The following is a 23,650-nucleotide window of genomic DNA, read 5'->3' on the forward strand; positions in this document are numbered from 1 at the left end:
GCCGACTCCTTTCGCTATGAACTAAGTGTTGCGGCTTCTGTCGTTCAAGCTTCCCCGCCCCGTAAGGAAGACAGTTGCTGAAAGTTGCTCCAATAGCATGCAGAAATAGCATTGACCACTATGGTCAATGCTATTATACTCCTCATTGACCGGAGTGGTCAATGCTATATTTCTGCGGCTTGTCTTCTATAAATCCCTGCGCAGCGCGCGCAGCACATCGATGCGGCAAGCGCGGTTCGCCGGCCGATAGCCGGACAGCATCGCTACGCCAATTGCTATGGCGCAGGACAGCGCCACCAGGAACGGAGGAATAAGCGAGAAGACGAAGCCGGCCGGCACCTCCTCTTCCAATGCCGCGCTCACTAGAAGCGGTAACCCCGCATTGACCGCATAGGAGATCGCATAGGAGACGGCTGTGCCGATAGCCGCTCCCATAATGCCGATCAGTCCGCTCTCCAGCAGGAAGATGCGCTTGATCGCCGATGGATTGGCGCCGATCGCTTTCATGATGCCGATATCGCCCGCTCGTTCCGTCACCGCCATCGACATCGTATTGAATATGCCGATCGAAGCGATAATGACAGCGATTGTGCCTATGAATACCAGCCCCGCCTTCATAATGAAGAAGATGACATTCATCTGCTTGACTTCATCCGCCACAGAATAAATGAAGTAACCCTCATCCCTCAGCTCCTGGGAAAGACCGCTTACCTTGGATGCATCTGTCGCGATGAGTTCGACATTATGATACTGCCTGTCCCCGCTCAGCTCCTGTAGCTCGGCCACCCGCTTCATCGTCTGCTCGGTTGACAGTTCCTCCTCTATATGGGGCAGCTCTCCCATTGCGGTGCCCGTCAATTGTTCAATCTCTTCCAGCAGCTCTCGTCCGATATATATCGCGCCGTCCTTATTCCACTCCCTGGTCGGCTTGACCGCTATGCCTACAATGCTCGCGTCTATTATCTTCTCCTTCTTCTCCCCTTCAACATAATACTGAACCTTGAGCTGCATCGACTTGCCGATCCATTCCGCCGCATCCGCGGTCTCCGTCGCTGTATCGCCGGATTCCGTAATCTCGCCATCATTCAAGCTCTGTCGAATATGATAGCCGACGATCACTTCTCGAGGCTCCTGCGGCAGCCGTCCCGCGCTCAGCTCGAGGCCCGCTGCCGCTTCCTCCTCAATATCAAGCTGAATGACGCCGCCAGTATTGTATACTTGCTCGCCCTCCATATGCGGATCAAGGAACTGACGTATATGATTCTGATAAGTCACACTTTTCACATGCGGCAAAGACCGAAAGTACGCCATATCTCTATCGCGAATGCCATACTCGCCGTCATGCTTATTGGCATCCTTGTCGTGAATCGTTATCCCGGTCACAAGCCGGTCGCCGACCACCTCATCTACGATGCTCTTCTGCAGGCCGAAGCCAACGGAGGCAAGCACGATAAGGAACGCGCAGCCCATCGCCGTCGCCAGCACCGTCATGAACAGTCTTGTTTTGTTGCGCTTCATATTTTGCCGGACGAACCGGAGCTGATCCTTCCCTGTCATCTCTCTTCTCTCCTTCTCTCTATACCAGTCTGCCGTCTTGCAATCTAATCGTGCGATGCCCGATGGCGGCTACCTGCTCATCATGGGTAATGATGACGAATGTTGTACCTAGCTCCCTGTTCAAATGCTGGATCATCGTCAGCAACTGGCCTTCATTCTCGCTGTCCAGGCTCCCCGACGGCTCGTCCGCAAGCACGATCGGCGGCTCCAGCACCAGCGCCCGCGCAACCGATACCCGCTGCTGCTGCCCTCCGGACAGCTCGCCGGGATAATGGTCGCTATACGCGTCCAGCCCGACTTCCTTCAGCAGACTTGTCACCCTTCTACGGCGCAGCTTCGGGGATATCCCCTTAAGCACCATCGGCAGCTCCACATTCTCATATGCCGTCATGCCGGGGATGAGCTGGAAGCTTTGAAAAATAAAGCCGTAATGCGCCAAACGAAAATCTGCCCACTCGCCTTCGCTCAGACCGGTAACTGTCTTGCCGGCTACCGTGATCCCTCCGGAGGTCGGCCGGATATACCCCGATATGAGATTAAGCAGCGTAGACTTGCCGGACCCGCTTCGCCCGACGATCGACAGAATCTCTCCTCTCTCTACCCGCAGATCGATATCGTGCAAGACCGGAATGGAACGCCCCTTGCCTTTACCGCCGATATGAAATTGATGACACACTTGGGTCAGCTGTATCATATCCGTTCACCCTCTCCTCTATCTCTGTCTTCATCTCCTATGCCTACAAGCCTACCAACAAAGCTATAACTTCCCTTTAAGAAAACCTTAAATTAATCTTTAGATACTCGTTGGGTAATCATAAATAATATGGTTGTGTCAGTATCAGCTGTTTGGTATAATCATAACGGAACGTATGTTCCTATATGGTGTGACCATTGACAGTATTTGTTGATGGGTGCTCAGCCTTGGAATCCAATCTCCCGAAGGAGGAATTGTTAATGAGTATTGAAGTCTACTTGAATTTCAACGGCAATTGTCGCGAGGCGACAGAGTTTTATGCAGAGGTGTTCGGTGTGGAGTTGCAGGAGATGATGACATTCGGGCAGAGTCCGCCAAGCCCCGAATACCCCCTGCCGGAAGAAGCCAAGGACTTGATCATGCATACTCGATTGAACATTTTGGGCAGCAACGTTATGTTCTCCGACGTGTTCCCGAGCATGCCGTTCACAGTGGGCAACAATGTCAGTCTGACAGTACAGAGCAAGGATCCGGAAGTGCTGTCATCGGCATTCAATCAGCTCAAGAATGGCGGAGAAGTGCAGATGGAGCTGCAAGAGACCTTCTGGAGCAAGAAGTACGGCAGCCTGACGGACAAGTTCGGTATCGTCTGGCAGTTCAATTTGAATGAGGAAGATTGCTAGAGGACAGTTCACATAGAGCGTTCGACAGAAGCTTACTTCAATGAGACAATATATTGAAGTAAGCTTCTTGCTTGTCGGAGGGAAAGATGTTATGAAATTGGAACGGCTTTTATCCATCATCATCCTGCTGCTGAACCGTCGAATGATGCAGGCGAAGGAGCTGGCCGAGCGATTCGAAGTGTCCGTCCGGACGATTTACCGGGATATCGATGCCATCAACGCTGCGGGCATTCCGATCGTCACCTTTCAAGGCATGAATGGCGGAATCGGACTGGCGGAAGGTTACCGGCTGGATCGCAATATCATGACGAATGACGAGTTGGCCGCCATCGTCACCGCCTTGCGCAGCATCTCCACGTCTTACGGCAATGAGCAGCACCAACAACTCATGGAGAAACTCAACAGCATCGTTCCTCCCGCATACTCGGAGGAATTCCGGCAGATGACAAGCCGAGTCTTGGTTGACCTGTCCCCCTGGGAAGGCAATGAAAGGCTGCAGCCAAAGCTGCAGCTGTTAAAGGATGCGGTAGATCGCTGCATGGTCGTGGCATTCACCTATTCCAATGCGCGAGGCGAGGTGTCGCATCGATGGGCAGAGCCGCACACGCTTATTCTGAAGGGAAGGCAGTGGTATGTGCAAGCATACTGCTTGGAGAAAGAGCAATTCCGGCTATTCAAGCTGAAGCGGATGAAGGAGCTGGAGATGGCAGAGGGGAAGACCTTCGAGCGAAGAGAGATGCCTGCCCAGGAGCCTGCCATGAACAATAGCCGCTATGAGCCAAGCGGGATGACGGAATTCGTCTTGCGCTTCCGCGCGGACAGTCGCTACCTAGCGGAGGAATGCTTCGGAGTGGAAGAGCTGCAGCCCTGCGATGACGGCAGCTGGCGAGTAAGGAAAGCCTACCCTGAAGATGAATGGCTATACAGCTACATTCTCGGCTTGGGACACCATGCGGAGGTACTGGAGCCCCCCCATCTGCGTGAGATTATTGCCCAGCGCGCAGAGCAGATTGTGAAATTATACAGAAGTGATCAAGCAACCTGACAGACAGCTGTCAGGTTGCTTGTTTTATACTGACCTCATACTCAAGAGGAGAGTGATCTGCCAATGAATCGAACAGAACAAACGATGGATGCCATCTGCCAGAGCTGCAGCATGCCCATGACGGCTTCCGAGCAATACGGCACGGAAAAGGACGGAACAACATCAGCGGATTATTGCCGCTATTGCTATAAAGATGGCGCATTTACGCAAGCGGAATTTACTATGCAGGACATGATTGCATTCGATATCCCTTTCATGGTGAAGGATGGCATGGAAGAAAGTCAAGCAAGGACACTGCTGCAAAGCATCATGCCGCGCTTGAAGCGCTGGTCTCCCCAAGAGGCAGGCTCCGGCTCCGCCATTCAGCCAGACCGCTACGAGGAGCTGCCTTCCTTCACGCTTGCAGGAATTAGCGTCGTCACGACGAATGAAGCGGAATTCAGCGGCGAGGGCAAGATTGGCAAGCTGTATGAACAATATTATGCGCAGAATATTGGCGGACAGCTGGCCCCTCATCAACAAAAGCTTGGGCATTACGGCTGCTACTTCAACTACGAGCAAGGCGATGCCGGGCGATATGAATTGATGGTCGGCGTACAGGTTCGAGAAGCAGAGCAAGACTCGCTTCCAGAAGCGGTGAAGGCCTTCACCGCTCCTGCTGCGAAATACGCCGTGTTCGTCACGGAGCGGGGGCCGATTATCGAGATGGTGCAGCGAGCTTGGGCAGGTATCTGGCAATGGTCAAGGCAACCCGGTAATGAGCGGGCCTTCACGGGGGACTTCGAGTATTACGGCCCGGATATCAATCCGGAAGACGGGCAGGCGGAGATTTATATCGCAGTGCGCTAGCAGGCTGTTGCACGACATATATGAAGCCAGCGACAGGTAAGAGCCCGTCCGCTGCATATTCAGGCATCCCTGCGACAAGCGCAAGCCCTACGCCCATCAAGTTATTATCGCACGCATGAGAAAGAGCTTACGCCGATTTGCCAAAGGCGTAAGCTCTTTTCATTTTTTGCAGACCGAAGCCGACTCTATTAGCCAGTATTGCCGGCGCTATCCTCCCGCTTGATCTGCTTGCTCCGCAGTTGTCCGCACGCCGCATCGATATCCGTACCGTGCTCCAATCTGACGCTGCAGCTGATTCCCTGCTTCTTCATCGTATCGTAGAAGGCCGTGATGGACGCCTGCTCGCTCCGCTGATACTGGCTATGCTCGTCTACCGGATTGTACGGAATGAGATTCACATTCACCAGCCTGCTGCGGTCGCGCATCAGCTCTGCCAGCTCCAAGGCATGCTCCACCCGGTCGTTGACGTCCTTCAGCAAAATATACTCGATCGTGATGCGGCGGTTCGTCTTCTCCAGGTAATAATCGATCGCTTCCATCAGCTTCTCGATCGGAATGGCCTTGTTGATCTTCATGATCCGCGTACGCAGCTCGTTATTGGGCGCATGCAGCGATACCGCCAGATTGACGCTGAGATCGTTGTCGGCGAACTCCTTGATCTTGCCCGCCAGACCGCTGGTCGACACCGTAATATGCCTTGGGCCAATAGCCAATCCCTTGTGATCCTTCACGATGGTGATGAAATCGGCCATATTCTCATAATTATCGAACGGCTCGCCGATGCCCATCACGACAATGTGAGTCACGCGCTCGTCTCCACCCGACTGATCAAGATGAAGCTGCACCTTCATGATCTGCTCCACGACCTCAGCCGCGCTGAGATCTCTGCTCTTCGCAAGCAATCCGCTGGCGCAGAAGCTGCAGCCGATATTGCAGCCCACCTGCGTCGTCACGCAGACAGACAAGCCGAACTTATGGCGCATCAGCACCGTCTCAATCAGGTTGCCGTCCACAAGCCTGAACAGAAATTTGATCGTGCCGTCCGCCGACTCCTGCCGCGTATGCTCCGTCAAGGTACCGACTGTGAAGTGCTCATTCAGCAGTGCTGTGCAATCGGCGTGCACCTCCGCCATTTCGTCGATCGATACGACCCGCTTCCGGTACAGATAGTCCCATACTTGGCCCGCCCGGAATTTCCGATGCCCGCGCTCCATCAGCCATTGGGATAATGCATCTAATGTAAGTCCATATAGGGATGGTTTGCTCATGCTTCGTCCTCACTTTACGCTAAGAGCCCCGGTCTATCCTGATCCATACGCATGGGGATACGCTCCCGGAGCTGTTGTCTGCTACCTATTGTCCCAAAAAAGGGGGACTAACACAAGGGGCGGCTTCCAGCTTCCCTGTTCTTCATCCCTTAGTGCTGCCAATGATGGAACACGCGAGTCACCGCTGCCTATACAAGAAGTTATATGGTATGCAATAAGTGAAAAACGACTCATTCTGAGACAGAGACGAACCGTTCCAGTATAGTTTAATTGTGTCATATTAAAGAGATAAAGTATCCAACGGTATTTCAAAGGCGCGTTTAATAACTAACCCTGCAGCGAGCTTCGATTCATCCGGTTTGTTACAAAGGTGGATCATTTGTACGTTATTAACCGTTACTGGCAGCTGGTGCATCACTCTGGACTTGATCTCGCCGAACATTTCAGGACTGATGGTTTGAATGACACGGCCAGTCATAAGCAGGCTGTCTGGATTTATGAATGTAATAATATTGGCCATAGCGATCGATATGCCATCGACTATTTTTTCGTATAAGGCAAGAAACTTGGGATCTCCTATTTTTAATCCTTCTGCAAACTCCTCCAGCGTACATTTAATCGATACACCCAGTCCGCTGCTGGAAGCAAGCGTCGTTAAGCATCCGGATCTGCCGCAATGGCAAGGATAAGCATCTTCCCCGTAGAACCCTTTGTAGTGCCCGAATTCCCCTGCGACAAAGTTGGATCCCGTTATAATTTGTTTATCGTGAACGATGGTTCCGCCTGTCCCATAATCAAACTTAATGGTGATATTGTTAGTGGATTCCTTCAAGCAACCATTCATATTCTCATTGACCGAAAGAAGGTTAACATCGTTTTCGATATGCACAGGAATATTATATTTGTCTTCCAGTAACTGACTGAGCGGCAGACGATGAAAACCTATGCCTGGCGTCCGGAGAACGATGCCATGCAGGGAATCCACCAGTCCCTGTATACTGATTCCGATCCCCTTTACTTTGGAGGTGTCAGGCACTTGGGTGAGCAACTCATCAATAACTTCATGTAGTAGCCTCAGCAGCACATCTACGGAGCCGTATCTGTTAATCGTGCGCTCAGCCGATACAATGGCTTTTTGACGCAGATTATACACTTTTCCACGAATGTATTTGCCGGCGAGTTCGAGTCCTATAGCATAAAAATGGCTGCTGTTAATGTGAAGGCCGACTCTCTTTCTGCCGCTTCCTGCTTCCAAATTGATAAGTTCTCCTACTACAATTATTTTTTCTTCTAACAGGCGGTTTACGATATTGGTAACCGTCTGTCTGCTAAGTCCAGTCTTTTCTGCAAGCTCTACGCGAGAGATCGGCCCTTCTGAATAAATAAGAAAGAGAACCTTCTGCTGATTAATTGATTTTAATAACATATGGCTAGTTTGTTTGACCGAAACACTCACGATATGCATCCTCTTTCCAACAACATTTTATATAATAATCTAGATTCAAAACATTTGATAAATTATACATATAATCGCTTCAAGTGTAGCATTAATACGAGGCAAATAAAAGTAGTATATTAGATTAATTCAACTCATACGCATTTTAAACTCCCTGAAAAGCGACGATTAATGGCGGTTTTATGCAGTGTAATTCAAACAACGCAAAATCTCTCAATCCAAAAATGTCAAAAAAATGCACGATTTGTATTGACATTGTGTCAAAAAAAGATAGTATTAATTTATAAACTGATTTGATTAAGTATAATAAATCATCGTCTAGAGGAGCAAGTCATGGTATGGATTGGATGGATTTTTGCAATAGCGGCGATGGCGGTACTTACTTACATATGCTGGCTGCATGCAGTTGTATTAAAACCTGGTAAAGCAGATGCACTTATTGTACTCGGCTATGTATCCAAAGATGGTCGAATACACCCATTACTTAAGGAGAGACTCGATGAGGCTTATAAACTATTTCAGCAGTATGGGCACAAATACATCATTGTATCGGGGGGAGCTGTTGGTTCACGCCGCTCGGAAGCGGAATTGATGAAGAAGTATCTAGTTGAGAAGGGCGTTCCGACAAAGAAAGTACTGGAAGAAGATAAGTCATACAATACGGTTCAGAACTTAATTTTTAGCAAGCAATTAATGGAGCAGTACCAGCTAAATTCTTTTATTATCATAACAAATTCATTTCACATCCGCCGCACAAAATATATTTTGCATCGTCTTGGTATAAAAGGCGATTTTTGTGCCAATCGAAGTGTTAGGAGTATTATAGCATTCCAGCTGAAATTAACCTTTTTGGAAATTCGGGCATTTCGATTAACGCTCCCGATTATCACAAGAGCAATCGATGATCAAAACAATTGATAAAAAGGTTGAAAGTAGACTGATTGTCATTTTACCTGCAAACGTTTACATATTTTTAGGAGGTGAGGCTTAAGGGGCCCAATTTGCTGGTATTTACAATTTATTCACCCTGAGTTGATTGGAGATTAACAAAACGTGTTTATGCTTAAATAGTTAATCCAATTTATTTATTAATTATGAGGGGGAACGATAAGAATGTTTGATGGGAAAATAAAACGTTTAATGAGCACAGGTGTTGCCGCAGTACTATCTTTAACAATGCTGGCTGCTTGCAGTGGAAACAGCGGAAATAACCAGCCTAGCCCAAGTACATCACCAACTGGTTCGGATAAGCCAGGTGCATCAGCAGAGGTAGAGGTTTATGAGAATGGGCTGTCTAAGAATGAGAAAGTAACGCTGAAGGTAGGCTTCTTCGTAGGGGGATACGGCCGCGAATGGTTCGATCATGCCGTTCAATCGTTCACAGCTAAGTATCCAAATGTCAAAATTGACATTACGGCTTCAGCGGATATGAAGACGATCCTCTCAACAAAAATTTCCGCAGCCAATGATAATGACATGTTTGATCTTTTCAACACAACCCCTGCAGGAGGCATTGTATCGCTGGCTGAAGCAGGCAAGCTTGAGCCAATGGATGATATTTGGGAATATCCTCTTCCAGATGTTCCGGATAAAAAGGTTAAGGATCTTATGATGCCTGGCATGTACGAGTCAACGCAGCTAATCAATGGGAAAAGGTATGAATTTACGACGGCGAGCAGTTTTGGCGGGTTGTTTTTTAACAAAAAGTTGTTTGAAGAGCATGGTTGGAACCAAAATCCAAACACATGGGATGAATTTAAAGCACTTCTAGCAGACATTAAAGCAGATGGTATTGCTCCAATTACGTTCCCAGGCATTCACCCAAGCTACCATAACTGGGCTTTCGGAACAGCAAAAAACTTTGAGCTGGCTGATATCAATGGTCATGTTGATGAATTTATCGAAAATTTTAGTACCTATGGTCTTCCGCAATACACGAATCCAGAGACGGTTGAAACCTGGAATCGCATCTATGAGCTTGGCCAGCAAGGATATTTTGCAGAAGGACTTCCGGCATTGAATCATACGCAATCACAAATGCAGGTTATTCAAGGACAAGCGGCGATGGTATCGACAGGAACTCATGTCGAGAATGAGATGAAGGAAGCAACGCCTGCGGATTTCGATTGGGGCTACATGGCTGTTCCCTTTAGAGATAATACAAATCAAAAGCTTTGGATTCGAAGCGGAACTTCAAACTTCAATTATATATGGGCGGCTAAGCCGGATCTGAACAAAAAGTGGGCGAAGGAATTAATCACATGGATGGTTACGCTCGAAAACCAACAGTTTGCTGCCGAGAAGGCAGGCGCCCTGCCAATGCGCAAGGATTTGACGGAAGATCCTGCGAGGACGGCTAAGCTTTCCAGCTCAGCCAAATCCGTTCTGAAGTACATTGCGGATAATAAGGCTCACACATACAAAGCAAGCCGGTCTATTAGCATTTCCGATCCAAATCTTGCTCAAGCTGAAAAATTAATGAATGAGAATATTGTGAAATTTGCTCTTGGCCAGCAGGAGCCATTGCCAATTCTAGAACAAGCCGAAGAGCTGTTGAAGAAAGCTGTAGAGGCTGAGAAGAAAAAATAAGACGTGATAGAGCGGGGAGGATTCATCTCCGCTCTTCCGTTTTAATCACATTGATTATGTAAGATAGGAGTTGACCTCTCGTGTCTGATTCTACTGTTGTGAACACACCGCAGACCCCTATAAAAAAGCTGGGTCTTAATAAGGCGAATACGCAGAAGTGGATATTTCTGTTTGTAGCAATCGTACCTCCCTTTGGCGGTTACTTACTGTTTACATTATTTCCGAATATATTATCTGTGTATTATGCGCTGCTCGATTGGGATGGATTTACGGATGCAACGTTTGTCGGACTGTCGAATTTCATGACCGCATTTGAGGATAAATATGTATGGCGCGCACTTACCCATAATTTGATTTTTATGATAACGGTTCCTTTCCTTGTTATTATCATCTCCTTACTCCTTGCCTATTTAATTACAAATAAAACGTATAAAGAAAATAAGTTTTTGAAGGTATTGTTCTTCTTTCCGAATGTATTGTCTACTGTCGTAGTCGCTCTCCTCTGGGCTTTTATTTATGATGGATCGTACGGCTTGCTGAATGGACTTCTAAAATTCGTCGGTATTAATATCGGTAATTTTTATTGGCTGGGTAATGAAAGTACAGCGCTTGCGTCGATTATTCCGGCATGGGTGTGGGGCGGCGTTGGCTTGTATGTCATTATTTTCGCCAATGCGATGCTAGCCATCCCGAAGTCATTGTACGAGGCTGCCATTCTTGAAGGGGCTGGGCATATGACGCGCTTGTTTAAGATTACAATGCCGCTTGTTACGCCAATTATCCGCGTCAGCGCTTTGTTCCTAGTAGTTGGCACGATGAAGGGCTTCGAAATCATTCTCATAATGACGAATGGCGGCCCATTCGGGTCAACTGACGTCATCGGCCTCTACATGTTCAACTTAGCTTTTGGCGAAGAGTATCGGAATTACGGCTACGCGTCCGCAGTCGGTATGATTCTGTTCGTTATATTAGTAACGGCGAAGTTGTTAATTGATAAATTTGTGCCGAACAAAGGCTATGAGTACTAGTTTCCATATGAAGGTTCGGAGGGATAAGTTTGAAGGAAAAACGAACGTTGATGGACGTTGTCTGGCGTGTGCTGCTTTATGCTTGGTCGCTAACCATTTTATTTCCGCTCGTCTGGGTGATTTATGAATCGCTGAAAAGTAATCCTGAATTTTACCAAGATATATGGGCACTGCCTTCGGAACTAATATGGCAGAATTATACGAAGGCTTGGAATCAATACGGTTTTGGACAATCGCTCTTGAATACCCTCTATTATGTTGGCGGAAGTCTAGTGCTTGGTCTTTTTTTCACGACGATTAACGCCTATGCGCTTACTCGAATGAATTTCAAAGGAAGAAAACTGATTTGGGGCTTGATTATGCTGTCCTTGTTCCTGCCTGGCATCAATGCGCTTGTACCTCAATATGTCATTATGCGGGAACTGGAGTTGGCCAATAGCTTAACCGGACTCATATTGCTGTCCAGCCTAGGGGAAAGCGTGTTCTACCTTATGCTGCTCGGAGGATTTATGAGCTCACTGCCCATGGAGCTTGAGGAAAGTGCAACGATGGATGGCGCTACTCTATTCCAAAAGTTTTGGCGTGTTATCGTTCCTTTGTCTACGCCGGGGATTGTAACCGTTGGAGTATTCAAGTTCCTAGGTTTCTATAACAATTTCTTGGCGCCTTTTATCTATTTAAGCGATCCAAAGAAATATCCGATTGCGGTGCAAATGTATTCCGCGAACAAGCAGATGGAATACACTGCGGATTGGGTAACTTTGTTTGCCGGCGTCACCATTGCCATGGTGCCATCAATTATCATTTATATTTTATTCCAAAGACTTCTTCTGGAAGGTGCGACGATGGGGGCAGTAAAGGGATGAATGCTATGCAGCCGTTAAAGGCGAAATATAAGTTAATTGCATTAGATCTGGACGGAACTCTTCTGACGGATGAGAAGCAAATTTCGGAAGAGAATAAAAAATGGATTCAACATGCCGTCAATAACGGAGTTAAAGTCATATTTTCTACCGGAAGAGGCTGTCAAAATACGAAGGGCTTCTGGGATGAGCTTGGACTCGATTCTCCAATGGTACTGCTCAATGGCGCAGAGATTTGGGAAGGGCCGGGCAAGCTTAAAAACCGCATCTTTCTTCCGCGGGATACGATTCGCCGCATTCATGCCATTGCTGCCGAGTTGGGTGAGTGGTATTGGGGTTACAGCGTAGAAAGCTTGACTGGCGACAAGGATTGGACGCCTGAGATGCTCAAGAGGGATTGGATGAAATTTGGCATCGGCAGTAATGACCAACAGAAGCTTGCAGAAATAAAGAAAGAGCTGCTCAGTTGGGGAACGCTGGAGATTACCCGTTCGGCGTCTACTAATATAGAGATTTCAATAAAAGGTGTTACAAAGGAAAGTGGAGTACGCCAGGTTTGTCAGATGCTGGGCTTGACGATGTCCGATGTATTCGCTATAGGAGACAGCGATAATGACGCGAAGCTGCTGAAGGCGGCAGGTCTCGGTGTGGCGATGGCCAACGGTGAAGAGCAGATCCAATCAATAGCGGACGTCATCACGGCCACCAACAACGAGGACGGCGTTGCTCAGGCAATCCGGAAGTATGTATTTCAAATGGAGTAAACATAGCAAACGTATGCTAGTAAATATGGTAGGGAGTGGTTATAGATGGCCGTTCAATCGAAAGAGATAAACTTAGATCAACTGGGCGGAACTATATACCCAGAGACAAAAAATAGGGAACAGTTGAAATGGTATTCTCCGCTTGAGGCGCCCTTTCACATCGCTGGCTTCCCCTGGCTTGCACAGGATGGGGTTTATAGACGCCTGCCCCTGGCTTCCAGGGCTGTCTTGCCGCCAGCGGTTGATACACTTGCTTATTGTACGGCGGGCGGTCAAATTCGCTTTCGGACCAATTCTTCGCGGTTGTTCATAAGGGTGCGCCTTGCCGGACCTGCTAATATGCATCATATGCCGTCTACAGGGCAGTGCGGGTTTGATTGTTATCTTGGAGAGCCAGAGAATCAGTACTTTCTCTCCACGGCTATATTCAAGCCAACGGCTAGCGAATATGAATCACAGTTATACCAATGGGAGACAAAAAAAGATGTGGCTGTCACCTTGAACTTCCCACTCTACCAAGGGGTAGAAGAGGTATGGATTGGTGTAGATAAGGATGCTCTCATATGTGATGCGCCTGCCTATGCAAGCAATAAGCCTGTCGTTATATATGGAACCTCGGTTACGCAGGGGGGATGTGCCTCCCGGCCAGGTATGGCTTATTCTAATATTCTAAGCCGTATGATTCCGGTAGAATTCGTGAATCTGGGCTTCTCCGGAAATGCAAAGGGTGAGGCAGAGCTCGCACATATCATTTCAGAAGTCGATGAACCTGCGCTTTACATTCTTGATTATGAAGGGAATACGGGCGAGGCCGAAAATATCGCGCGATCACTGCCTGTGTTCATCCGTATTTTGAGAGAGCGACATCCTGAAGTTCCTATATTGATAGTGTCCAGGATTAGCAATGCCGGAGACCGTTTCTATGGGGAAAGGAGGGAGCTTAATAATCACCGCAAGCTGATTCAGATCGAGAATGTAAAACAGAGGCGAGCAGAGGGAGACAGTAATATCCATTTCGTTGACGGTTCTAAGCTGTTAGGCGATGATTTCGCAAGTGAGTGTACGGTTGACGGAATACATCCAACTGACCTCGGATTTCTGCGCATGGCACAGTCGCTTGCGCCTATCATTAGACCATTGTTAAGACTATGAATAACAAGAAGATAGATGATATACACAGCCTTCAGACTGCCATTTCTTCGGTTTAAAGGCTGTTTGTCATACGCTTCATACATTTTGAGCCGAAAAGGAGAGGATATTGATGACGTCCAATAGTAGAAACCTGCCTTTAATCGTAATGGCTTGCTTTATTGCTGGAGTTATTAGTCTTTGTTACGGTATTATGGCATTCGCATCTTCAGAGAAAGAAAATGGTGTTTCTAAAAAAGAGAGGGCGGAGTACTTAGGATCTACCTTGTTTAAAGGACACATGCATACTCACACATCTCTCAGTGACGGGATATTGTTACCTGATGATGCCTACAATTTTGTGAAAGCTAATACAGATTTTGATTTTTATGCAGTGACTGAACACGACGTGACTTACGAAATTAGTACGGGCAGTGATTTTATTACTCATGTTCAAGACTCTTATTCAAAGGAATACAAATTGCTGCATGAGCAATCAGATGCTCACAATAGCAATAACGAATTTATTACGCTGCCTGGCACGGAAGTAACTTGGTACGATGAATCGGGTCATATCAACTTATTTAATGCCGCATGGTTTGCAAGAACATATGGACTAGATGCGGATGGTACGTGGGGCTGGAGCGACATAAAATACGATTTGCCAACCTTTTATGCAAGACTTGCCCAGGATCCTGATGCTATTGCTCAATTTAACCATCCACGTTCGTCAGGAAACTGGAGTTTCTCTGAATTTAAACACTATAACCGAGATGTTGACAGAAATCTGAATATGATAGAATACAAATCCGCAAATGATTTTGCAATCTATACCAAGGCATTAGATCGAGGCTGGCATATTTCTCCTGTGTTTGGCGGAGATGAGCATAAAGGGAATTGGGGAATGGTTCAACCCCATGTAACCGGTATGTGGGCAAATCATTTATCTAGAGAAGGCCTTTACGAGGCGATGCGAAATCACCGCACCTATGTATCATTTGATCGTAATTTAGAAATGGCAGTTTCAGCAAACGGTCAGATGATGGGGGCGATCCTTCCAGCTAGTACTAATGAAATTGAACTTTATGTACGGATAAATGATCCTGATGCAAACGATTATTTGGATAAAGTCGTTGTTTATAAAAACAGCGGCGAAATAGTCAAGGAGTACCGCAATATTGCCAGCAATCAATTTGAAATGGAAGACACCTTTGCAAGCGCAGACGGGGATTATTTCATCGTTAGAGCTTTCCAAGCAGACGGTGAAGAAGCGATAAGTGCTCCAATTTGGATTGGTGACGAAACGAGAGGCACGGTGCATGCGCCTGACATTACGGTCCATGGACAATATCCAGACACCATTGAGCTTGGGGATCAAGTAGAAGTGCTGGGCGCTTCAGCGACGGATTATCGCGGTCAATCCCTATCGGTGGAAGCAATCGTTTTAAATGATAAGGGAGAAGTAGCCGTTGAAGGTCAGCATTTCAAGGTCGATATGTATGGGGAATATTTTATTAAGTATGCGGCAACCGACCATCAAGGAAATACACGTGTTGAACTTATCCGGCTGCTTGTTGATCAACAAAATCTGGATACCGAAAAAATTTTAAATGAATTTCAACCCATCGTTAATGTAGGTGCCAATGAACATGAAGTAGGAATAAATGTAGTAACCGATAAGGCATTAGAAGCAACGTATGTGCAGTATAAGCCTGAGTCAGAAGCGATGTGGGACAATGCTGAAGTAGTACAAGCGAATGTTTCTTATTTTCAAGTGGCGTACGGCGACACGTTCGCCAAGAGTAATTATCGTGTGCTTGCAGCTCATGAAGTGGGTTTAACAGATCTCGACTTAGGGACTAAGTATGACTATCGGTATGGTATTTCACCGACTGGGCCTTGGAGCAGCAGTTATCGCTTTAGAACCGCGCCAGCTTCAGAGGAAGCTGTTATGTATGTAATGGGGGATCTTGAGGTTCCAGATCGAAATCCGGAAAATTTCCGGCTCTTTAAAGATATGCTGGACGTTCTGCGTGAGAAAAACTCAAACGGGCAAACTGTGATTCAAGTTGGAGACTTGGCCTGGCTTGGCGGCAATATGTATGCATGGGATGATGTGTTTAACAACATTTATAACAACGATATGGGTCTAATTACTGCTCATATTGCCGGGGACCGTGAACGTGTGACGGATCGGAAATTTGGAGCATATTCGGGGTTTTTAAATTTGCCGAAAAACGGTGAAGGCAGTTACCTTGAAACGAATTATTCGTTTGATTATGGAGATATGCACATTGCTGTCATGAATTCTGTGTTAGATTTCGAAAAGCAGCTGTCATGGCTGGAAAAAGATATGCGGGCAACCGATAAAAAGTGGAAAATCGTTATGGGGCATTATCCTTATTATGGCGGTCAATCCGGCGATGAGACCGGTATGAACATTATGAGAGTGAAATTGTCTCAAGCATTTGAACGGCTTGGCGTTAGTCTGTACATTGGCGGCCATGATCATGTGTATAAACGGACAACCATACGAAACGGTGTAAAAGATATATCCGAAGAAGCGATGAACCTAGGTACAACATTTGTGACAGTTGGTTCATCAGGTCCAACATTCTACGATAATAAATCCTTTGACTGGGATCATATCGTCTATGATGAAAATAAGCAGACAGGTGTTATTTTAGAATCTAACGATCAATCTCTCACATTGAAAACTTACAACAGCGACGGTATTGAAATTGATTCATTTACGATAAAGCAACCTGCAAATTATATGAATTTATCGAGCGCGATTGTGGAAAATAACGTCTTAAAGGGCGTTGGGGTATTAAATTACCCAAATTCGCTTGAAAGAGTTACGGTTATCGGTGAAAAGCGTGATCATACGGGTGAGCAGCTGCTAGAAACAGTTATCCAGGAAGCAACACTAGAACATCTCGGACGTGAACAAATCATTTTATTTGACAGCCCACTTGCATTTGGCGATGAAAATACAATCGTCGTAAGACTGGTTAATAATCCAATCGACAGAGAGCCGTTAACAGATCCTTTAGTAGCTAAGGAAGGAATGCTGGGTGATGGATCGGAAGATAACCCTTATCAAATTAAAAGTGCCAGCGGACTTAATAAAATGCATGAGTTCCCAGACAAACACTATATTTTAGATCGGGACATCGATGGCAATGGCAAGTTTTTTGAAGCAATTGGCGCTAATGAAACTCCATTTACCGGGACGTTTGATGGGCAAGGGCATACGATTACAGGCGTTATTGTTTCCTCAGGCGGTGCGGGTCTCTTTGCCATTAATGAAGGGATTATTCGAAATGTAGGAATGATCAATGCTGACATAGACGTTCGCCGGAGCAATGTTGGAATTCTGGTTGATCAGAATGATGGAATAGTGGAATACGTCTACAGTACCGGATCTATTAGAGGCAATTCTACTGTTGGCGGGCTTGTGGGCTTCTCGAACGGTATCGTAAGAAACAGTTATTCAACAGCTCGTGTCAATGCTCGCGGAAAGCAAGCCGGCGGTATTATTGGGATTACAAATCGGGGCAGTGTCACAGAACAAGTCTATGCAATGGGAGCCGTTGTAGCAGAGGAATCAAATGCGGGCGGCATTAGCGGATACGGATATAACAGTACAGTTATTCAGAATAGTATGGCATTAAATCCGTCTGTTGTTACAGGTACGGCATCTAATAGAATTGTCGGCAGAGTCTTAGCTGGTGATATAGCAACTTTAGTCAATAACTACGCGGATGAAAATATGTTTGTCAGCAGTGAGAATGTTACAGTGAATGATCCGAACAATGAAAAAGGACAGGGGGTCAGTACAGAAGCATTCACGAGTGCATCGTTTTTCACAGAAACTCTCGGCTGGGATTTTGATTCTATCTGGATCTGGAATGAGGATGCCAAGCGTCCATTATTACAAAGTAATTTGGAACAAATTAACGAAAGTGATAATCCAAAGCCGACGCTTGATCAAAACGAAGATGGGTATTACATCATCCGTTCCATTAATGAATTAAAAACCATTTCAGAATTTCCAAATGAAAATTATATATTGGAAAATGATCTTGATTTTGAAGGGAAGCTTTTTGAACCTTTATTTAAAGGGATGCCTTTCCTTGGTGTTTTTGATGGGAATAATAAATCTTTATACAATTTTAAATCAGAAAATGGCGGCTTGTTCCATCTTAATGGCGGAACGATTAAAAACGTAGCCATGATAGATGCTAGCGTCACTGGCGGGAGTAATATAGGCATACTCGTTAATACGAACAATGGAAAGGTAGAGCATAGTTTTGTGACGGGCTCAATCGCAGGCTCCAGCACAGTGGGCGGTTTAGCGGGCTATTCCAATGGCATTGTGAGAAACAGCTATTCTACCGCAGATGTAACTGCTCAGTTGAGCCAAGCTGGCGGCCTAATCGGCATTACAAACTCAGGCAGTTTAACAGAAAACGTGTATGCATCTGGAGCCGTTCAGGCGCTTAGAAGCAATGCAGGCGGAGTAACTGGTTATGGCTACAATGATACGATTGTCAGAAATGTCATTGCTCTTAACCCTTCAGTCCTCACACCGACCATGGCGAACCGTGTGGTGGGACGGGTACTTGCCGGGCATACTGCAACGCTTGAGAATAATTATGCTTTTGACGGCATGATTGTGGATAAAGAAGGTGAAAGTATTGCCGCTGCTAACAACAGAAAAGGTTTAGGACTATCCCAGCAAGAGGTTGAAAACCCTAATGCGTATACCGAAAGGCTGAAATGGGATTTTGAGTCGGTTTGGATGTGGGATGATGTTTTAAAACGTCCGGTATTAAGCAGTAATCCTGAAGAGGCAAAAGAGCCAGGCGTACCATTGGAAAGAAATGAAGCGGGTTATTACAAAATCAAATCCATTGCTGACTTGAACGTTATGGAAGCTTTCCCAGCAGAAAAATATATTTTAGATCATGATTTGGATTACGCTGGGCAAACGGCGGAGTCACTTTTTAAAGTTGTACCTTTCACCGGTGTTTTGGATGGCGACGGGAATAAAATAGTTCATTTTAATTCTTCGAGCGGCGGCTTATTCCATCTCAATGGCGGAGTGATTAAAAATATAGCTATGATAGATGCTAGCGTCACAGGCGGGAGCAGAATCGGCATACTCGTCAACACGAACAACGGCGAGCTAAACAATAGTCTTTCAACAGGCTCAATTATAGGCTCCAGTACGGTCGGCGGTTTAGTTGGCTACTCCAATGGTATCGTAAGAAACAGCTATTCTACAGCGGATGTAACCGCTCAGGGAAGTCAGGCCGGTGGTCTAATCGGAATTACAAACTCGGGCAGCTTAACAGAAAACGTGTATGCGTCTGGAACCGTTCGGGCGATTACGAGCAATGCGGGCGGAGTGACTGGCTACGGGTATAATGATACGGTCGTTAGAAATGTCATTGCCCTGAACCGTTCGGTTACTGCGCCAACCATGGCTAACCGTGTAATGGGGCGAGTACTTGCGGGGCACACCGCTACTCTGGAGAATAATTATGCATTTGACGGCATGATTGTGAATAAAGAAGGTGTTACTGAAGGAGCATTAACAACCCTTAAAGGATTAGGTCTTTCAGAAACTGAAGTGGAAAACCCATCCACTTATATGGACCGGTTAGGGTGGGACTTTAACGGTATATGGAGATGGGACAATATGGCGAATCGTCCTGTTTTACAATCTGTATCGGAAAACGTTGAAGAGCCGATTACACTGACTGAGCTTGAATTCGAAGGGGCGGCTGCGCTGATCGTTGGAGAGAGTGTTCAAGCGACGACTACCGCTTTGTACAGTGATGGAAGCCGTGAAAAGGTGGAAACAAACGTCACCTATACAAGCAGTAATCCAAGTGTAGCGGAGATTAGTGCTAGCGGTGTAGTAACGGCGAAGTCGGAAGGGACAGTGCTTATCACGGCAGAGTATGAGGGCTTGATTTCATCCTATGAGCTAATCGTTGTCAAGCCTGAGCCTGATAAGAAGCTGATTCGCTTGGAGCTTAGTGGATTGAATCCGCGTATGCAGGTGCATTCTACCTTGAGTTTATTCCTTACCGCAATCTATGATGATGGAACAAGGCAAACGATAAGCGACGGTGTAACGTATACAAGCAATAAGCCGCAGAAAGCATCTGTATCTGAATCTGGTGTTGTAACCGCCCATCATCCAGGTGCAGTATGGATTACCGCTTCTTATCAGGGAAAAACAGCTACCTATAAGGTGAGAATTAACGCAGCCGGTGGTATTTCCTTTTAAAACTGAGCTTCGTTGAAAATCAAATCGGCCAATTTTGGTAGAATAACGCTTCTAGGGGGTACTGTCTATTACGACAGTACCCCCTAGAATTCGTCACGTTTTTCAGCACATCTAGTAGAGCTATTTATACAGGATCAGCCCATATCGGCGATAGGTTGCTAAACTGCAATGCTTTTGTAGCAAAGCATAGTATACATGAACACAATTATAGACTTTCAGCATTAGAGTCAATGAAGCGATCGGCGACGCCCGCACGAAGCTGCCGCCGGCGCTGGATCGCCCGCAGCATTGGGCGAATTAATCCAAGCTCCGAACATGATCAATTCGCTTCTTCATATCTGCGAAGCTGATCGCACCCAAGTAACGTTCGCGAATGACTCCGCTCTCGTCGATCACGAACGTAGAAGGATACGCGGCTACCCGGTAATCGTCCGTCGTCTTCCCACTGCTATCCAATGCGACGGGGAAGCTGTAGCCTTCCGCTGCAGCGACCTGTTGCACCTTCTTCGCACTGCTCTCTTGGCTCGTTACATTAACGGTTACGATCACCACTTCTTCGCCTTGCTCCCGATAATGCTCGTACAGCTTCTCCACATGCGGCATCTCCGTCCGACATACCTTGCACCAGGTCGTCCAGAAGTTCACCATCACCGTCTTGCCGCGCAGCTCTTCCAGCGCGATCGTCTCTCCCTTCAGGTTCGTCAAGCTGAATGGCGGCGCAATATCACCGACCTTGGCGCCTACTTCCTCGCTTCCGCTGGTGGCGGTACCTTCAAACAACGATTCTGTCGCGCCATGAAGCGTATAGGCGAGCAAGACAAGCAAGACAAGCAGACTCAGCCCTTGCATCGCCATTCGCTTAGGCTGCCGGTGTTCCACCCGCTGCGCTTCCTCCGCCACCTGCATCTTCGCTGCTCGCTCCTTCCGCAGCAGAAGGAAGATGGTCGCCAATGCGACAAGCAGCACAATCCAATGATAGAGTCGCACGTCCAGGGAATAGAAGAGACTCGCTAACGCATACATAGCAGCCCATCCGGACGCTATCATCCCAGTTAATGTTAGCGATTCTGACAGTGTATAGCGGCGGCTATAACGGAATACTGCCATTCCGGCGCTTGCAAGCGAAGCGAGCCAGAACCCGATCGTGCCTCCGCTGAAGTATAGGAGAGATAGCGGCCTCTGCATGACGCTTGCCGGATCAATCAGTAGCAGGCTGACTTTCCATATAACGATCCACATCAGCATGCTGCCCCAAGCGACTGACAAGTCAGCTTCCTTCTCGGGATGACCTCTTCTCAGCAGTCGCAAAGCCAGCGCACCGGTCAGAGCCGAGGCCAGATAGACCAGCAACTCCGTATTCAGCACGAATGACCCCAACTGTATATTTGACATTCTAACACCCCTTTTCGACACCTGTACTTTTCTTGCTATTATAGCACTACGGTCGCATGAGAATCTCTATCGAGGATTTTTCACCTTGGGATGGTGTGAATGAAATATGCCTCCATCTCGCACGCTTCATTCGGAGTTGGAGGCTACTTAGCTGGATTTTGAGTAGTTATTTACAGGAAAAAGCCCCATCCTATATGCTACAAGTGGAAAATGTACAGTTGAATCAGACATTATCAAACGAGAACTCATCTCTCGGACAGAATAATAGCATAAAATCCAGTTCATTTGTCATAAGTAGGCGTATTTCGATAAATCAATGACATAAAATACAGGTAGATTAACCTCTCCAGCTACATTGCTTCATCGTATTCAAGCGTCAACGGCTATCGTCGCCCTTTAGCGGCATTAGCTTACAGGTTCGTGGTGAGTTATGGGCGTCCGTATCAGATCGAATACAGACGTACAAAAAAAAGCAGCAAGGACGCCCGTGCAAGCGCCTTGCTGCGTTCTTCTCTATTCCGTCAGGATGCCAGCTCCCAATGCTTCGCTTCGATCTCCAGCGGTGTCTCACGGTGGCGAGCCCGGTAAGCGGCAAAGTAGAAAGCTACGGTAATACCTGCCGTGATGACAGCAGCTACCACATAAGATACGTTGAGCGGCAAACCGAAGCCGATGCCTGCATTCAGAATGTACGTCATCGTAGCCATTGTCATGAATATGCCCGGTATCATGGCAATCCAGTAGTTGCGCTTGGCAATGAACAGATACATCGCTCCCACCCACAGCGCAATTACAGCTGTCGACTGATTCGCCCAGGAGAAGTATCTCCATAGCAGCGTGAAGTCGATTTTGGTCAAGGCGAAGGACAGCGCGAACAGCGGGAGAGCAATCCACAATCTGTTCATGATTTTCTTCTGTCCCACATTGAAGTAATCGGCGAGAATCATGCGGGCGCTGCGGAATGCGGTATCGCCGGATGTGATCGGAAGCACGATGACGCCAAGCACGGCCAGAGTACCCCCGATTGCGCCGAGCAGCAAGGTGGAAGCTTCGCTGACGACAGCCGCAGGGCCGCCGCTTGCCAGCAGCTCGTTAAGGCCGACAGGTCCGCGGAACAAGCTCATCGCCGCCGCTGCCCAGATCATCGCAATGATGCCTTCGGCAATCATCATACCGTAGAATATTTTGCGTCCATGGCGCTCGCTCTGCGTCGTCCGGGAAATAATCGGCGTCTGCGTCGCATGGAAGCCCGACAATGCCCCGCAGGAAATCGTCAGGAACAGCAGCGGGAAGATCGGCGCTTGCGCCGGATGCAGATTCGCTAGCGTCAGCTCCGGAATCGGCGCTCCCGTCACGATCAGCATGATGCCGACGCCTACCGCACTAATTAGCAGCAGTGCTCCGAATACGGGATAGAAGCGGCCGATGACCTTGTCAATTGGCAGGAATGTTGCCAGAATGTAATAGACGAAGATGCAGCCTAGAATAACCCCGAGACCGACTGCGCCGTCCATCAGATTATGCAGCAGCGTGGCGGGAGACGTAACGAATACAGTACCGACCAGTAGCAGCAGCAGAATTGCGAATACATTGACGACATGCTTCATTGATTTGCCCAGGAATTTGCCCGCCAGTTCTGGCAAGTGGGCGCCACGATTGCGGATGGAGATCATGCCCGTCAAGTAATCGTGCACAGCGCCTGCGAATATACAGCCGACCACGATCCAGATAAAGGCAACCGGTCCGTACAGCGCTCCCATTATGGGACCGAAGATGGGGCCGACCCCCGCGATATTGAGCAGCTGGATCAGCGAGTTCTTCTTGGCGTTCATCGGCAAGTAGTCGACGCCGTCGCTATGGGTGTAAGCCGGAGTCTGGCGTTGCTCTTTCACACCGAACACCTTCTCCACGAACTTGCCGTATGTGAAATAACCAACGATAAGAAGTACGATGCCTGCAATAAATGTATACATGAGCTTTAGCCCCCTTCATGGTTGGATACGCTTTCAACCTATGAGGCTATTGTA

16 protein-coding genes are annotated in these 23,650 nt (G+C 47.3%); 10 read left to right on the forward strand and 6 right to left on the reverse strand.

Annotated features, from left to right (window positions below):
* Nucleotides 1-186: 186 nt before the first annotated feature.
* Nucleotides 187-1,557, reverse strand: coding sequence for an ABC transporter permease (locus ACFQ2I_RS07475; protein ID WP_377563261.1), 1,371 nt, complete (start codon nt 1,555-1,557; stop codon nt 187-189).
* Nucleotides 1,558-1,576: 19 nt separating this feature from the next.
* On the reverse strand, nt 1,577-2,251 hold the full coding sequence (locus ACFQ2I_RS07480) for an ABC transporter ATP-binding protein (protein WP_377563263.1): 675 nt from the start codon (nt 2,249-2,251) through the stop codon (nt 1,577-1,579).
* A 260-nt stretch (nt 2,252-2,511) separates the two neighbouring features.
* On the opposite strand from ACFQ2I_RS07480, the gene ACFQ2I_RS07485 reads away from it, so the two are divergent.
* The 3 genes from ACFQ2I_RS07485 (at nt 2,512) to ACFQ2I_RS07495 (ending at nt 4,828) form a co-directional block, all read left to right on the forward strand.
* Complete coding sequence (locus ACFQ2I_RS07485; RefSeq protein WP_377563265.1) at nt 2,512-2,934, forward strand: VOC family protein; 423 nt, start codon at nt 2,512-2,514, stop codon at nt 2,932-2,934.
* A gap of 40 nt (nt 2,935-2,974) precedes the next feature.
* Nucleotides 2,975-3,979: a helix-turn-helix transcriptional regulator gene (locus ACFQ2I_RS07490; RefSeq protein ID WP_377563267.1), complete on the forward strand. Its 1,005-nt coding sequence runs from the start codon at nt 2,975-2,977 to the stop codon at nt 3,977-3,979.
* Between the two features lie 63 nt (nt 3,980-4,042).
* Nucleotides 4,043-4,828, forward strand: a complete 786-nt coding sequence (locus tag ACFQ2I_RS07495) for a zinc ribbon domain-containing protein (RefSeq protein ID WP_377563269.1) — start codon at nt 4,043-4,045, stop codon at nt 4,826-4,828.
* A 188-nt stretch (nt 4,829-5,016) separates the two neighbouring features.
* Here the strand turns inward: ACFQ2I_RS07495 and rlmN are convergent, their stop codons facing one another.
* The gene (gene rlmN / locus ACFQ2I_RS07500; RefSeq protein ID WP_377563271.1) at nt 5,017-6,096 is read right to left on the reverse strand and encodes a 23S rRNA (adenine(2503)-C(2))-methyltransferase RlmN; all 1,080 of its coding nucleotides are present in this window, start codon (nt 6,094-6,096) and stop codon (nt 5,017-5,019) included.
* Nucleotides 6,097-6,376: 280 nt separating this feature from the next.
* Nucleotides 6,377-7,552 carry an ROK family transcriptional regulator gene (locus ACFQ2I_RS07505; protein WP_377563273.1) on the reverse strand — a complete coding sequence of 392 codons (1,176 nt, stop codon included), beginning with the start codon at nt 7,550-7,552 and terminating at the stop codon, nt 6,377-6,379.
* A gap of 333 nt (nt 7,553-7,885) precedes the next feature.
* On the opposite strand from ACFQ2I_RS07505, the gene ACFQ2I_RS07510 reads away from it, so the two are divergent.
* From ACFQ2I_RS07510 to ACFQ2I_RS07540, 7 genes are all read left to right on the forward strand, one after another.
* The gene (locus tag ACFQ2I_RS07510) at nt 7,886-8,470 is read left to right on the forward strand and encodes a YdcF family protein (protein ID WP_377563275.1); all 585 of its coding nucleotides are present in this window, start codon (nt 7,886-7,888) and stop codon (nt 8,468-8,470) included.
* Nucleotides 8,471-8,665: 195 nt separating this feature from the next.
* The gene (locus ACFQ2I_RS07515; RefSeq protein WP_377563277.1) at nt 8,666-10,141 is read left to right on the forward strand and encodes an ABC transporter substrate-binding protein; all 1,476 of its coding nucleotides are present in this window, start codon (nt 8,666-8,668) and stop codon (nt 10,139-10,141) included.
* Between the two features lie 80 nt (nt 10,142-10,221).
* Nucleotides 10,222-11,169 (forward strand): carbohydrate ABC transporter permease, encoded by a 948-nt coding sequence (locus tag ACFQ2I_RS07520; protein ID WP_377563279.1) that lies wholly within the window; start codon nt 10,222-10,224, stop codon nt 11,167-11,169.
* 29 nt (nt 11,170-11,198) lie between these two features.
* On the forward strand, nt 11,199-12,035 hold the full coding sequence (locus ACFQ2I_RS07525) for a carbohydrate ABC transporter permease (protein ID WP_377563281.1): 837 nt from the start codon (nt 11,199-11,201) through the stop codon (nt 12,033-12,035).
* Nucleotides 12,032-12,796: a Cof-type HAD-IIB family hydrolase gene (locus tag ACFQ2I_RS07530; protein WP_377563283.1), complete on the forward strand. Its 765-nt coding sequence runs from the start codon at nt 12,032-12,034 to the stop codon at nt 12,794-12,796. Before ACFQ2I_RS07525 ends, ACFQ2I_RS07530 begins: the two co-directional genes overlap by 4 nt.
* 45 nt (nt 12,797-12,841) lie before the next feature.
* Nucleotides 12,842-13,948, forward strand: coding sequence for an SGNH/GDSL hydrolase family protein (locus ACFQ2I_RS07535; protein ID WP_377563285.1), 1,107 nt, complete (start codon nt 12,842-12,844; stop codon nt 13,946-13,948).
* 109 nt (nt 13,949-14,057) lie between these two features.
* Nucleotides 14,058-20,231 (forward strand): CehA/McbA family metallohydrolase, encoded by a 6,174-nt coding sequence (locus ACFQ2I_RS07540; protein WP_377563287.1) that lies wholly within the window; start codon nt 14,058-14,060, stop codon nt 20,229-20,231.
* Between the two features lie 297 nt (nt 20,232-20,528).
* Here the strand turns inward: ACFQ2I_RS07540 and ACFQ2I_RS07545 are convergent, their stop codons facing one another.
* Nucleotides 20,529-21,623 (reverse strand): TlpA family protein disulfide reductase, encoded by a 1,095-nt coding sequence (locus ACFQ2I_RS07545; RefSeq protein ID WP_377563289.1) that lies wholly within the window; start codon nt 21,621-21,623, stop codon nt 20,529-20,531.
* 521 nt (nt 21,624-22,144) lie between these two features.
* On the reverse strand, nt 22,145-23,596 hold the full coding sequence (locus ACFQ2I_RS07550) for a carbon starvation CstA family protein (protein ID WP_377563291.1): 1,452 nt from the start codon (nt 23,594-23,596) through the stop codon (nt 22,145-22,147).
* Between the last annotated feature and the right edge of the window lie 54 nt (nt 23,597-23,650).

This window comes from Paenibacillus chungangensis (assembly GCF_042675905.1).
Taxonomy (GTDB): Bacteria; Bacillota; Bacilli; order Paenibacillales; family Paenibacillaceae; genus Pristimantibacillus; species Pristimantibacillus chungangensis.